The sequence below is a fragment of the Anaerolinea thermophila UNI-1 genome, from assembly GCF_000199675.1.
Lineage (GTDB): Bacteria > Chloroflexota > Anaerolineae > Anaerolineales > Anaerolineaceae > Anaerolinea > Anaerolinea thermophila.
Genome location: NC_014960.1, coordinates 2,456,025 through 2,469,691, shown reverse-complemented (window position 1 = coordinate 2,469,691; position 13,667 = coordinate 2,456,025). Strand labels below are relative to the sequence as shown.

The following is a 13,667-nucleotide window of genomic DNA, read 5'->3' as shown; positions in this document are numbered from 1 at the left end:
CCCTATGACCCTGCAACCTGTAAAACTTTCCCGTTCGTATAAGTTTGTCTGGGGCATCGCCGCGCTGGGCACTTCTCTGCTCTCGGGTATTTATGGCGCTTTACTGCCCATTTTCTATCAGGATTATCTGGGCTTGTCTTCCCGCTGGATTGGGATGGCTTCGTTTATTTATGCCATCTGGAATGCCCTCAATGACCCCCTGTTTGGATATATTACCGATAACACCCGTTCCCGCTGGGGAAGGCGCATCCCCTACATGCGCTTTACCGCGCCATTCCTGGCGTTGACCTTTGTGCTGGTGTGGCTGCCCCCTGCTCAGGCGCGCGAAAGCGCCCTGTTCTGGTGGATGCTGGTGACCATGCTCCTGTACGATACCTGTTACACCATCGTGGGTCTGGTCTATTCGGCTTTGCTCCCTGAGGTGACCGAATCTGATGCTGAGCGCAATGACCTGCAGGTTTCTTCCTCTTTGTTTGGTTTGCTGGGAACATTGCTGGGTTTCATGATTCCCGATTTCTTCCGCCCCAAGGCAGGCGGGAGCGCCGATTTCCTTCCGCTTCAGATGAGCATGGTCGCGGTAGCGGTGATTGCAATGCTCTTAATCATAGCCACGACCCTGAAGGTCAAAGAACGCCCCGAATTTACCCGGGTAGATCAGCCCATTCCGCTGGGTGAAGCCATCCGCTTTACTCTGGTGAACCGCTCGTTTCTGGTGCTGGTGGCGGCAAATTTCATGTCTATTTTGATGCAATCCCTGTTGCTGGGCGCCATTTATTACATGGCAGATTACCTGCTACAGATGAACACGCTCATCTTGCTGGCTTGTATTTTCATCCCGCTGATTATCGGTGTGCCGCTCACCCGTCCCATCCGCGAACGCTTTGGCGTGGTGGGTGCTCAACAATTGCTGTTAATCATTGCCGGTGTGGGACTGGTGCTGATTACCATCGCGCCAACATTCCTGATTCCGATATGCATTGCGGTGGCTGGCTTCGGTTTAAGCGGACCGCAAACGCTGACCAATGTCCTTTTTGCTCAGGTGGCAGATGAAGACGAACTGCGCTCCGGGGTGCGCCGTGAGGGGGCTTTCTTTGGCGTCAATGCGCTGATTACCAAGCCCGCTCAATCGGTAGCGCTTTATCTTTTCCCGCGTATCCTCGAAGCCACCAACTTTGTCAGCCGGGGACAAAATGCCGGGGAAATTTTCCTCAATCAACCGGAAAGTGCTTTGTTCGGGATTCGCCTGCTGGGCGGATTGATTCCCGGGGTTGCCCTGCTCGTAGGTGCAGGCTTACTAGCCTTCTTCCCGTTGCGTGGGGAGTATTTGAAAAAAATCCAGCAGGCGGTGCTTGAACTTCACCTAAAGAAAAAAGAGCAATTGGGATAGTTCTGAATTTTGTTGGAGAGAGACCGGCGCAAAGACGCCGGTTTCTTTTTATGAAAAACTTTCTGATTGGCATACTCCTTGCACAGGTAAAGGGAGTACCTGCCGGTAGGCAACTCTGTCCCGTTTTGCAGTGTGAGGATCAAGTCTCATGGAAAAAAGCCAGCAGTTTGCGGATACTGAAAATGAAGTCCTCGTGCAGGAATGCTTACAGGTAATGGCAAGGCTTACGGGGGCTCAACGCGCCCACCTTCATTTTTTATCACAGGAACGGAAATTCGAAAAAGAAGTCTATTTCTGGGCGGACTCTCCAGAAGGATTGCTGGAATGCTCTGAGATGACAGGTATTCGTCTGGATCATCCCTGGTGGTTGAAGCATTTACGCGCTCAGGATTTCTTGAAAATTGAGGATTTGAGTCTTTTACCGGAAGAAATTGTCTCAGATTGCCGAATCTTAAGGGACTTTGGAGTGAACAACCTTTTGATTCTGCCCGTATATGATGGCAAACGTCTGGCAGGCATGATTCGGCTGGAAAATGTGGCTTTAGAACTTTCCTTGCAGGAAGTTGAAATCTCTTTGTTGCACATCTCGGCGCAATTGATTGTGCGCATGCTTTCCCTGGCTCACGATTTGGGAGAATTGCGCCGGGATCGTGCGCGCATGGTTTATCATCAGGAATACGATGATCTGACAGGGTTACCCAACCGTACCCTGTTTTTGGAAAGAATTCAACGGGCTTTTGAGGGGCATTCCAATTTGCTTTTTGCCGTGCTGGTGGTTGATGTTGACTACTACCAGTTGGTTCACGAGCGTTTCGGCAGAGCCATTGCCGAGCGCTTGCTTCAAGCCGCAGTGAACAAAATTCGCCTGAATCTGCGTGTGGAAGATACCATGGCAAGGTTGGGCGATGACCAGTTTGGTATTTTGATTGAGGACGTTCAGGATCGTTCTGTGGTAGAAATGGTTGCCACGCGCATTCTCGAACGGGTTCGTGAGCCCTTTGTCATTGAGGGAAATGAAGTGGCTGTTACTGCCAGTATCGGAATTGCCCTGCGAAATGGACATCTCCGTACACCTGAGGAAATGCTCCAGGAAGCGGGGATTGCCCTGCTGGAAGCCAAGCAATCCGGCCGGGGGAAGTGGTTAGTCTTTGATGAGAGTATGCGCGACGAGTTGATTCGCCGCATGGAAGTAGAAAATGACTTACGCCGGTCTCTGGAAGAAAATCGCCTTGTCCTGCACTATCAACCCATCACCGAATTGAAATCCGGAAAGTTAATTGGCTTTGAGGCACTGGTGCGCTGGATTCATCCCAGGCGAGGGATGATCTGGCCCACCGAATTTATCGAAATCTCCGAAAAAACAGGTTTGATTGTCCCATTAGGTTTATGGGTGCTGCGACAAGCCTGCTGGCAGATGCGGCTCTGGCAGGAGCGTTTTCCTGTTACCCCCCCCTTGATGATCAGCGTGAATATCAGCCCGCGTCAGTTGGAAGAAGCAGATTTCAGTGAGCAGGTGAAAAAGATTCTGGAAGAGACCGGGTTGCCGCCTTCATCTTTACGACTGGAAATTACCGAGCATACGGTTGTCCAGCGAAGTGGTGCGCTGATTGAAGCCCTGGATTCTCTGCGTATGCTTGGGGTGCAATTGTACATTGATGATTTTGGCACGGGCTATTCCTCCCTGGGATATCTGGACCGTCTACCTGTGGATGCGATTAAGATTGACCGTTCCTTTGTGAGCAATCTTGGAAAAGCCAAGAGCAGTCAGGGTGTGGTGCAAGCCATTATCCAGTTAGCCCACGAATTAAACATCGAAGTTGTTGCAGAAGGGGTAGAGACCTTCGAACAACACCGTGAACTGAAACGGCTGCAGTGCGAATTCATGCAGGGATTTTACATCTCCGAGCCGCTAGACGTTCATGCTGTTGAGCGTTTTATTGCCGGCAGGTCGGGCTTCGTTTTTGGCGCGGATTAATCACGGACAGGCATTTTGTAAATGCTCTTCAAAGGTGCGGGCAAACAGGTGCCTCCCTGAACCATCACATGCCGCTCTAAAGTAGAAATAGGGGGTTTCAGCAGGATAAGCCACTGCTTGTAAGGCGGACAATCCCGGATTGCAGATTGGCCCGGGGGGTAAACCCGGATAAAGATAGGTGTTGTAGGGTGAGTCAACACTCAGGTCATTCAGGGTAAGTGGCACTTTCCACCAGGTTCCCCAGGCTTCTCCATATCCCAGCGCATATTGAACCGTGGGGTCGCTGTCCAGTTTCATGTTTTGTTGCAGACGATTGTAAAACACTGAGGCAATCAGGGGTTGTTCTTCTGTAACGACTGCCTCTCGCTGGACGATGGAAGCCAGCGTCACTGCCTCAACCAGAGATAACCCGCGCTGGGCATAGGCATTGCGTAAATCTTCAGTGACCGAACGTTCAAATTCGTGATAAAACGCCTGTACCATTTCTTCGGCTGTTACGTCCCGCAGGAATCGATAAGAACCTGGAAAGAGAAAGCCTTCATACGATGCCAGCGGTTCTTCTCCCTTTTTTCCCTGGCGGACGGCTTCAAGAAACGATTCAGCATTTACATTTATTCCTGAAGTGGCTAAGGATGCGGCAATTTCCTCAGCCCGCCATCCGGGCAGAATATTAAAGACGACTTCCTGAGATAAGGGATCTTGCAATTTTCCGGCAATTTCCAGGGCATTCATCGCCGCAGAAAGCGTATAAGTCCCGGAACGAATACGGGTATCTCTGCCACTGTAAATCAGGTAGGCTCGAAATGCTTCTCGATCCCGAATTAATCCCAGATCGTATAAACGCATAGCCACAGAATTGGCGGTTTCCCCTTCCTTCACCAGGAATTGAACAGGTTGCGCCTCGGGATTCACCGGGAGTGTCAGGGCATCCTGATGGATCAACAGTTGCAGAGATAAATAGGTGCGCTGAAATGGGGAGAGAGTGCTAACTGGCGCGCCAAAAGCATCATTTGCCATTTGGGGAATCAATCCAAATCCTACCAGTATAGCCAATCCCCCCAGGCATATTGTCCCAAGAAGGATGGTCATCACGAAGGTTAAGCAGGTACGAGACTGCCTTCGACGCGCTTGTTTCATTCTCTTAAATCCTCTTCTAGAGTGCTGGAAGAAACCGGTGGCAAGTGTGCTTCCAGATAATCTTGCAGGATAATAACGGCGGCTAAATCATCCAGATGCCCCTGGCGTTGTTTTCTTTTTACTCCCATGATACGCCTGGTGTCTTGGGCTTTGTTAGTACTGCCGCTTTCATCCCATAACTCTACCGGAATGGATGTTTGTTGCTGAATGGCTTCAGCCAGGCGGGCGGATTTGCGTCCCTGCGGAGTGGGCAGTCCGTGATCATCTAATGCCTGCCCGACGATGATACGCACAACACCCTGTTCAGTAGCAATCTGTGCGATTGTAGCGGCATCAATCGCGCGGGCAACGTGGTGGATAACACCCAACGCGCGTGCAATGGTGCCGGTTGGATCGCTGATTGCCAGCCCAATGCGCACATCTCCCGGATCAACAGCCAGAATGCGTCCTTTCATGGTCTGATCACCTGAATACGGAAGGGGAAAAACGGCAGACGCCCCCACCATTGGGGCATCAGGACAATTTCTGGGTCTCTCTCTAAATTCAGAGCGTTTCGAATGGTCTGTTTTGCGGTTTCCAGGGGTTGACCGAGAATTTGGCGAGCAATGGTTTGAGAAGACCAAACAAGTTCTATCCTTCTCCGTGCAGTGAGATTCATTTTCACACTACCATCTGTTGCCAAACTGGCAGTGTTTTCCTGTTGACAGACAAGGGTTCCATCTACCACTTGATATCCTTCCGGAAGATTCAAATCGAGAATGGCCTGACAAAGAGCGCTTAAGTCCGTTTGTTGAACGCTCAAACCTGCAAAGCGCACCCGTAAAGTTAAGCGGGCAAAATCCCCGGGGGTGCTGGCTTCAGGCTCTCGTATTTCTTCAATTACTTCTACAGGGTGGAGCGAGCCCTCCAGAAAAATTTGTCCATCAGACATTTGAAAGGCTACATCTTTCCGGGCAGTTTCCTTAAGGAGGACAAGAAGTTTTTCTCTGGCTTGTTCATAATCCCACAGCGTGGGAGCAGGAACCAACTGGTCGCTTCCGCCTTTGGTGGGTTGCGGGTTAGTCACTGTGACAAGCAAACCGGTTGAGCCTTCCAGGGCTAAAATAGCCCCTGCAGGCAGGTTTCCGGCACTGCCTGGAATGACTGCACGAATGCCAATGGAACGCTTTTGTCCAATCCCGGCAGGAAGTGTAACTGTCCCAAGAGTTTGAAAAGCAACTGGAGGGTTTCCGCCAGAAAGGACTGTGGAACCTGCCGGAATCGTTACCTCCTGCTCGGTCAGGTTTCTGAACTCTACTTCACCGATGGCAGGATTTTCGGGAAGAGTGGCTCTTCCCGTAGAGGGAACTTCGAGATTCCCTTCCACTACGGTTTCGACCTTTTGTGCCGGCAGGACACCGGTGGAAAGTTCCAGGTTGGAGTCTGGAACTGCGCGGGTTTCAAAGATTAAGGATTGTTCCTGTTGGGGGATAGGAACCACAACCTGCGCTGAAGGAACGAACACAGCAATCAGTGCCAGGATAGAGAGAATAGCAGCCAGGAATACGCCAATCCTTTGCCATACAGGTAGGGCAGGAAGGGTGTGCAACTCCTTTTGGGTTTGGCGATACTCTTGGGGTAAAATTCTTGGACGTTCTTTGTTAACTCGAAAGGGTAAGCGCCGACGTCCCCTTGTTCTTCTCCATGAACCACGTTGTGCCTGTAAAGCATTCGAAAAACAGGGAATCCCCAATTCTTCTGCATGTTGAACAACTGTTGGAGAACGGCTCACAATTCCCAGTGTAGCCCCAAGAGATTGGGTGTATCTCTGTAAAATCAATAAATCCAGAGGACGTTCAATGGGAGACCCTTTGGGTGGAAAGACGAGGAGAACCCGCGGAGATTTGTTCCAGGAGATTTTATCCCGCGCGGAGATGACATCGTCATAGGCTTCCAACTGGATAATATAAGTCTTCATACAGAGTTTGCCTGTATGAATTATACCTGAGGCATAGCCCGTTCAGTATGCGGTCTTTTCCCTACTCGCCGGTAGTGAAGGAGAGTGCGTACTGAATGATATGGTTTTCTGAAGGAGGAAACACACTTCCATCCACCCAGGGCATGATGAAACTGCCAAACCCGTTGAAGGGATATACCCCGGACGATTGCATCCCTGTAGTCTTGCTGGTAACCTGGTAGTGTCCATCGCTGGAGAATTGGGGCGTAAATTCAATTCGTTGTACTCCCTGATCGTTACGAAATGCTCCGGTAAGAGCGACATCAGCGTCAATGGAAATGGAACAATCCAGTTCCCCTTCAATCAAACGATGTTCTGAGAAGGAAATATGTCCTTGCCCTGTCAGTGTCATGGGAATGGCGTCCTCATCGCCTTCAAACTCAATTCTCCCAATGGTGGACCACTGCCGAGAACAAACGGAAAAAATTCTGACTTCAAGACTCCCCCGGACGTGGCACGGCTCTTCCGGGAGCATCAAAGAGGGCGATAGGCCACGCTTACGAATTAAGTCGTTATATTGATGATTCATGGCTTTGGTAATGCGAGCGCGAATCTGGTTGTAGAAGGGTTCATCCATCTCCATTCCCTGGACGCCGAGCAGATAAGCCTGACTTTCAGCATTCAGCAGGCGGACAACAGCGCTTTTATCCGATTGACAGGGGTCAAAATCTTCCAACTCTGCCGCCAGCATTTGCTCGCCCATTTGTGTTGCCAGTTGATTGGCTTGAGTCTGAAGGTCATCTAGTCCCAAAATGCCGGCGTCATATGCAAGACTCAGAACTGCAGTAATCCCTGAAGTATCCGGCGTTGAGGAAGAGGTTTTTTGAGACCCGGCAAGACTCGTGGAAAGTTCGCTGACTTCTCTTGCCAGTTCGCCTTGTGCCAGTTGCTGGGCAGAGGTCAGGAAATCCTGTGGATCTCCCCCTGCGGCTGCCATGACTTCTGCCAGATCCAACCTGTCTCTGACCCCTTGTCGCCAGTTGGCTGTATCCCCTGGAGATAATGGGGAGGCGCGGAGAAGTTTCCGCGCTTCTTCGTCTTTTCCCTGCTGGTGCAACTGCCGGGCTGTTTCGAGAATCGCTTTTATTTTCGGCGAGTTCATCTCTGCACATAAAGAGGCGGTTGGTTGAAGGGAATTGGCAATGGCTATTGCCTGTTCTTCCCCTAAAGGAATTAACTGGAAAGGCTGTTCTTCTTTTTCCTGCAAGGCAAATGGCATGATTGCCAGCTGATTGACCTCTCTCGGTAATGCGAATGGCTTGGAACAGGGATGGGTGAAGGAAGTGATCTGAGAAGGGGGCGAGGCAATCACCGCAGGAGTGGAGTTTTCCACAATCGTGGGGGAGCAAGCACATAACCCCAGGCTTGCCCCTAAAATGAGTGCAAGCGTGTGCCATTTCATATCTTTTGTACCTCAAAAATAGTTTACGGACAGTCAGGATTCGGGTTTAGACTTACCTCAAATTGAGGTTGAGTTGCTCTGTTGCAAAGATAGGTTAGGAAGAGATACACCTAGCGGTGTATGTTGTAGACCAGTCCTTTGATAATCGGTTCTCGGTTTTGCAGGCTGCGTTTCCGCGAGCGGATGGCTTGCCCGAATTTGCGCTTGATGACCGAATTCACGGTTTCGGTCTTCCAGCGTTGACCATAGAGACCATCCAGGCGAGCCGCAGAGACAAGCTCGCTTCTTGCTCGTCGTTCAGGGGCCAGCAAATTTCCACCTCGCCGAACGGGTGGAATCAAGTCTTGAGGCCGGACAGTCCGACCATCGAACCCTGAATCGGCCAGCAAGACCCAAGCCCGACGTTTGGCAAACCGCCTGGCTTTGCGGCGCAGATAGCCCAGATAAGGGGCATCGCTACCTGGACCCCAGCCGGATTGCATCGCAAGGATGAATTGCGAGACAATTCCAACGGCATAAACGCCCTTCGCCCAGTGGCGATAGGCTTTTCCCGAACGGCTTTGGTAGTAAGAACTGGCCGGGCCGGGTGAGAAGCCGGTACTATCGGCAGCCACCCCTTCTTCTTCAGGCCGTCCGATTTCCTCGAGCAAGGTCTCGTTCATGCGCATCCAATCCGCTTTGCGTATCTTGGCGTAGGTACGTTGCAGGGTCGTATGATCGGGAACACGCGGTAATTCCAGCTCCTTACCAACCGCATCGCTTGCCAGCAGCCATTCTTCCATGTCGCGATAGCTGAGATTCAGGTAGAACATCAACAAAACACAGGCCCCCAACTGCGGCAACGTGAAGTGATGGGGACTCTTGGCATGTGAATACATCGGTAATGCTTGTTTGGCAAGCCGGTAGGCGATCCTCGCCACTCGGACGTATCTGCTTTCTCGTGTGGTCATACCGTATGTTTACCACATTTCAACCATGATTGCAACAGAGCAAGGTTGAGTGGTAAATACTGTGGCGTATGGAATTGTGCGGTCACCGTCTTGTGTGTGAAGGGTAATTAAGCCTTTCCCCGTGCTTGTGACTGTTACGACAGCAGTGGTTCTGTCAGGTTTTATTTCAAAGATGAATAATAAAGGGTCCTGAATATCCCCGGTCCCTGTGATTTCAGCAGTTTGAAAAACACCCGTTCCAGTCGTTAGAATTTCGACCTGAGTCATTAATGTTCCTTCAAATACCCTTAGTGTGAATTCTGCTTCCCCGCTTGTTTGAATGGTGGCGCCAGGCTCAGGACTGCCCGTCACCTGAACATGGATCATCCAGGGGCCCTGAACGCCATTACAGGTTTTGCCTTCCCCTTTAACATGGGCTTCGGCAATAAAGTTGTCATCAAAAGTGAATTGATACCCTGTTTCTGAAGTGGCAGAGAGGTTCCCATTTGGAACTTGGGTCAGAGTGGGAGTAGGGTATATTGTTATGGTAGGTTGTGGCACTATGGGGAAAACTTCACACCCGCTCAGAAAAAAACAAAAGATGAATACCCAACTTCTGATTTTTTGGTTCATCTGTTACTACTTGCTTTCCACCTCATAAATTCGAAGTTTTGGATATGTTTATTGAATTTATCTATTATTTATCATATCCTTTTGAAACAGAAAGTCAATGGGAATTCTCGAATTGGAATGGATGGCTAGGTTTGACGGGATTGGAGCGCACATGTAAAATCGTCCTATATTCTTTTGAAATGGGGCTTTGTTTCCATGAAATTGTTTGTACCTGGAAGAATTTGTTTGCTTGGAGAACATTCGGATTGGGCGGGGGGCTATCGCCGTATTAATGCCGAGATTGAGAAAGGCTATGCCATCATTTGTGGCACTAACCAGGGCATTTATGCTGAAGTGGAACCGCACCCCAATAAACTGGTGCTGACTTCTACCACGCCTGAGGGCGAGGTGGTTGGTCCCTACGAGATTGATATGAATCCCCAAGCCCTGCTTGAGGAAGCCCAACGGGGCGGCTTCTGGAGTTATGTTGCGGGGGTGGCTTATCAGGTGTTGATTAACTACCATGTGCGTGGTCTGGTGATTAACAATTACAAAACCGACCTGCCTATCAAGAAAGGCTTATCTTCCAGTGCGGCAATTTGTGTGCTTACAGCCCGGGCGTTTAACCGCATCTACGACTTGAAATTGACCATTCGGGGTGAGATGGAACTGGCATATCAGGGAGAAATCACCACACCATCTCGCTGTGGGCGCATGGATCAGGGCTGTGCGTTCGGTAACCGTCCCGTTTTGATGACCTTTGACGGTGATCGCCTTGAGACCAAAGAACTGCGCGTTGAAAAAGACATGTACTTTGTCCTGGTGGATTTGCTCTCACAGAAGGACACGTTGGAGATTCTCAACCGTCTTAACCGTTGTTACCCCTTTGCGGAAAATGAGATGGAGCGCAATGTCCAGCAATTGCTGGGTCCCATCAACAAGGAGATTATCCATCGGGCGATAGATGCTCTCCAGCGTTCGGATGCCGAAACGCTGGGCAAAATCATGGTGGAAGCCCAATCTTATTTTGACCGTTATGCCATGCCCGTCTGCCCTGAAGAATTAACTGCTCCCATGCTTCACCGCGTGCTGGAATATGAGCCTCTGAAACCGCACATTTACGGGTGTAAAGGCGTGGGGTCTCAGGGAGATGGCACCGCCCAATTCCTCTGTAAAAGCGCTGAAGATCAGGAAAAAGTGGTACAGATTCTGGAGCAAGAATTGGGCTTGCCAGCCATCAAACTGACCCTGCACGCGGGTCCAAAGGTGCGCAAGGCAGTCATTCCTGCCGCCGGTTTCGGTACGCGCCTGTTCCCCGCCACCAAAGCCACCAAGAAAGAACTTTTCCCTGTGATTGACCGTGATGGAATTGCCAAGCCTGCCATCCTGCTCATTGTCGAAGAAGCCCTGGATGCGGGTATTGAAGAGGTCTATATCATTGTCCAGCGTGGCGACCTGGATGATTTCCGCAATTTCTTCAATTCACAAATTTCCATTGAAAACTTCAACAAATTACCCCCTCATTTTCAGGAATACTCGCGGCGGTTGCTCCAGATGGGGCAGCATGTCCACTTTGTCGTGCAGGACAATCAGGAAGGTTTTGGACATGCGGTGTACATGACCCGCGAGGTCATTGGGGATGAGCCTTTCCTGCTGATGCTCGGCGATCATATCTATCGCTCGAATACACCTGTTTCCTGTGCCCGCCAGATGATTGAGGCATATAACCAGTACGGGGTCAGCATTGTGGGCTTGAAGCGCACCCCTGAGGCAGATATCAGCAGTTTTGGGGTGGTCAACGGCGTTTGGCTGGAAGAAGATCGTGTGCTGAACATTACCGAGTTTGCCGAGAAGCCAACGCTGGACTACGCTCGCGTCAATTTACGCACACCGCGCATTCCTGAAGGCGAATACCTGACCGTATTCGGACAGTACATCATTAAGCCGGAAATTTTCGATATTCTGGAAACCAGCATCCGCAACAATCTGCGTGAGCGCGGAGAGTTCCAGCTCACTCCTGCACTGGATCGTCTGCGCCAGATGGACGGCTTCCACGGTTTGATGATTGACGGGCGGCGTTTCGATATCGGGATTCCCGAGCATTACCTGCAGACATTGCAGGAATTCGCCCGTCCGTAAGACGCAGACTGCGCTTCAGCAGCGCCAGTTCCTGAGGGGTAAGGTCACGCCACTCGCCCGGGGTAAGCCCTTCCAGGGAAAGCGGACCAATTGCCACACGCACCAGCCGCAAGGTGGGATGTCCCACTGCGGCGGTCATGTGGCGTACCTGGCGCTTTTTGCCTTCGGTAAGAACCATGCGCAGCCAGGTGGTGGGTCCGTGAGGGGTTACAGGCTTGGCGCGTGGTGGGAGGTCCGGTTCAGGAATGACCATTACCTGACAGCGCTGGGTTTGCCTGCCTTTTACCTCTACCCCTCGGCGCAGTTTTGCCAGCGCTTCACCGGAAACAACTCCTTCTACCTGAACCAGATACGTTTTGGGATGCTGATATCGCGGGTCGGTGATGCGGTGCATCAGGTCTCCATCGTTGCTGAGGAAGAGCAGTCCCTCGCTGTCCATATCCAGCCGTCCTGCGGGGTAAACATCCGGAACGGGAATCCAGTCTTTCAGTGTGGGACGTCCTTCGGGGTCTGTGAAGGCAGTCAGTACCCCGTAAGGTTTGTAAAAAAGGATATACCGATATGTTCCCTGCTTTTCTGCGTTCTTCCTCATGATGTAGCACCTTTCTCATGCTATTTTAAATGGAAATGGGATGAAATGGTTATAATAAGAGGAGATTGGTCAAAAAACATGAAGAAAATTCTTGCCATCTTTTTCGTATTTATCCTTGGACTGAGCGCCTGTAATTTGCCGGTATCTCCTGCGGAATCCCCCACGCCCACTGTGGATCTGATTGCCACGCAGGTGAGCATTTTGATGACCCAACAACCCACGCCCACTCTGCCGCCGACAGATACAGCCCCGCCTGCCCAAACTCCCACCTCGATGCCTTCTCCGACTCTCCCTGCACCTTCTCCCACTCCCGTCCCAGGCGATCCTGCGCTGGCGTTAGGTGCGCCTTTCTGGCAGGATAATCTGGATACAGCCAAAAATTTCTACCTGTACGAAAACGACAACACCAAAATTGAAGAGGAAGAGGGAAGTATTGCTTTGGTAGGGCGAAACGCCAATGGCTGGCATGGCTGGACGTTAACTTATGCCGCTCCTGCCGTGAATTTGTATGTGGAAGAGGTATTCCGCACCCGCGATTGCGCCGGGAATGATTTGTACGGCATCGTTTTCCGAGCCAGCAAAGAAAACAGCGCTTATTTCTTTGGCGTGACCTGCGATGGGCGGTATAACCTCTATGCTCGTGATTTTAACAATAACGTGAATGCTGAACTGGTCAGCCTCACTGCCGATCCTGCTATTTTATCTGGATCGAATCAAACCAATCGCTTGGGAGTGATGGCAAAAGGAAATACCCTTCGCCTGTATGCCAATGGAGTTTTGCTTAAGGAAATTGACGATGCAACGTACAGCGCGCCTTACTTTGGCGCATTTGTAGCCGCGAATCAAACCGCTAATTTTCGAGTGGATTTAGACCAAATTTCAATGTGGAAACTGGAATAGAGAGATGAGTACGACCGTTACCCCTACCTTACGACAGCGAGCCGTTCAGGTGGCTCGGGAAGTGCTGAAGCATAATCCCATTTACCTGGATACGGAAACTACGGGATTAAGTGCCCAGGATGAAATTATTGAAATCTCCATTGTCAATGATAATGGAGAGGTCGTTTATGAGAGTTTGGTGCGCCCTACCCGCCCGATCCCGCCCGATGCCATTGCCGTGCATGGGATTAGCAATGAGGATGTGCAGAAAGCCCGCCCCTGGCATATTGTCTGGCAGGAAGTCCGTCCCATCCTGCTCAATGCAGGGGTGGTGGTGATATACAATGAGGAATTTGACCTGCGTATGATGCAGCAATCCCATGCGCGCCTCGGTTTGCCCTGGCGTGACCGTTTCAGAACCTTTGACCTGATGAAACTGTACGCAGAATATTATGGAGAATGGGATCCGAAACGCCGGGCTTACCGCTACCACTCTCTGGATGCGGCGGGAAAGCACTGCGGGATCACTCTGCCTAATGCCCACCGCGCCACCGCAGATACCCTACTCACCCGCGCGCTGTTGCATTTCATGGCTGGTGTCCCGTACTAGAAGAGTTAT

At 50.9% G+C, this 13,667-nt stretch carries 11 protein-coding genes and 1 pseudogene; 5 read left to right on the top strand and 7 right to left on the bottom strand.

What is annotated here, in order from left to right; all coding sequences use genetic code 11:
- The first annotated feature begins 4 nt into the window (after positions 1 to 4).
- Positions 5 to 1,387, top strand: a complete 1,383-nt coding sequence (locus ANT_RS11140) for an MFS transporter (RefSeq protein WP_013560628.1) — start codon at positions 5 to 7, stop codon at positions 1,385 to 1,387.
- 148 nt (positions 1,388 to 1,535) lie between these two features.
- On the top strand, positions 1,536 to 3,362 hold the full coding sequence (locus tag ANT_RS11135) for a putative bifunctional diguanylate cyclase/phosphodiesterase (protein WP_013560627.1): 1,827 nt from the start codon (positions 1,536 to 1,538) through the stop codon (positions 3,360 to 3,362).
- Here ANT_RS11135 and mltG read toward each other — a convergent pair whose 3' ends face one another.
- From mltG to ANT_RS11105, 6 genes are all read right to left on the bottom strand, one after another.
- Positions 3,363 to 4,499 carry an endolytic transglycosylase MltG gene (mltG, locus tag ANT_RS11130; RefSeq protein ID WP_013560626.1) on the bottom strand — a complete coding sequence of 379 codons (1,137 nt, stop codon included), beginning with the start codon at positions 4,497 to 4,499 and terminating at the stop codon, positions 3,363 to 3,365.
- Positions 4,496 to 4,954 (bottom strand): Holliday junction resolvase RuvX, encoded by a 459-nt coding sequence (gene ruvX / locus ANT_RS11125; RefSeq protein ID WP_013560625.1) that lies wholly within the window; start codon positions 4,952 to 4,954, stop codon positions 4,496 to 4,498. Before ruvX ends, mltG begins: the two co-directional genes overlap by 4 nt.
- Entirely contained in the window at positions 4,951 to 6,456 is a 1,506-nt protein-coding gene (locus ANT_RS11120) for a baseplate J/gp47 family protein (RefSeq protein WP_013560624.1), read from the bottom strand. The genes ruvX and ANT_RS11120 overlap by 4 nt, the downstream gene beginning before the upstream one ends.
- Positions 6,457 to 6,517: 61 nt before the next feature.
- Entirely contained in the window at positions 6,518 to 7,897 is a 1,380-nt protein-coding gene (locus ANT_RS11115; protein WP_013560623.1) for a hypothetical protein, read from the bottom strand.
- Between the two features lie 110 nt (positions 7,898 to 8,007).
- On the bottom strand, positions 8,008 to 8,817 hold the full coding sequence (locus tag ANT_RS11110; RefSeq protein ID WP_172634560.1) for a transposase: 810 nt from the start codon (positions 8,815 to 8,817) through the stop codon (positions 8,008 to 8,010).
- A 39-nt stretch (positions 8,818 to 8,856) separates the two neighbouring features.
- Positions 8,857 to 9,459, bottom strand: coding sequence for a hypothetical protein (locus ANT_RS11105; protein WP_041454992.1), 603 nt, complete (start codon positions 9,457 to 9,459; stop codon positions 8,857 to 8,859).
- Between the two features lie 195 nt (positions 9,460 to 9,654).
- Here ANT_RS11105 and ANT_RS11100 point away from each other — a divergent pair, with 195 nt between their 5' ends.
- Positions 9,655 to 11,577, top strand: coding sequence for a sugar phosphate nucleotidyltransferase (locus tag ANT_RS11100; protein WP_013560622.1), 1,923 nt, complete (start codon positions 9,655 to 9,657; stop codon positions 11,575 to 11,577).
- Positions 11,578 to 11,626: 49 nt separating this feature from the next.
- Here the strand turns inward: ANT_RS11100 and ANT_RS17885 are convergent.
- Positions 11,627 to 12,169: pseudogene (locus ANT_RS17885) on the bottom strand (pseudouridine synthase); the annotation flags it as partial.
- 78 nt (positions 12,170 to 12,247) lie between these two features.
- On the opposite strand from ANT_RS17885, the gene ANT_RS11095 reads away from it, so the two are divergent.
- Together ANT_RS11095 and ANT_RS11090 are read left to right on the top strand one after the other, a co-directional pair.
- Positions 12,248 to 13,069, top strand: a complete 822-nt coding sequence (locus ANT_RS11095; RefSeq protein WP_041454989.1) for a hypothetical protein — start codon at positions 12,248 to 12,250, stop codon at positions 13,067 to 13,069.
- Positions 13,070 to 13,073: 4 nt separating this feature from the next.
- Positions 13,074 to 13,658, top strand: a complete 585-nt coding sequence (locus tag ANT_RS11090) for a 3'-5' exonuclease (RefSeq protein WP_013560619.1) — start codon at positions 13,074 to 13,076, stop codon at positions 13,656 to 13,658.
- Positions 13,659 to 13,667 lie beyond the last annotated feature (9 nt).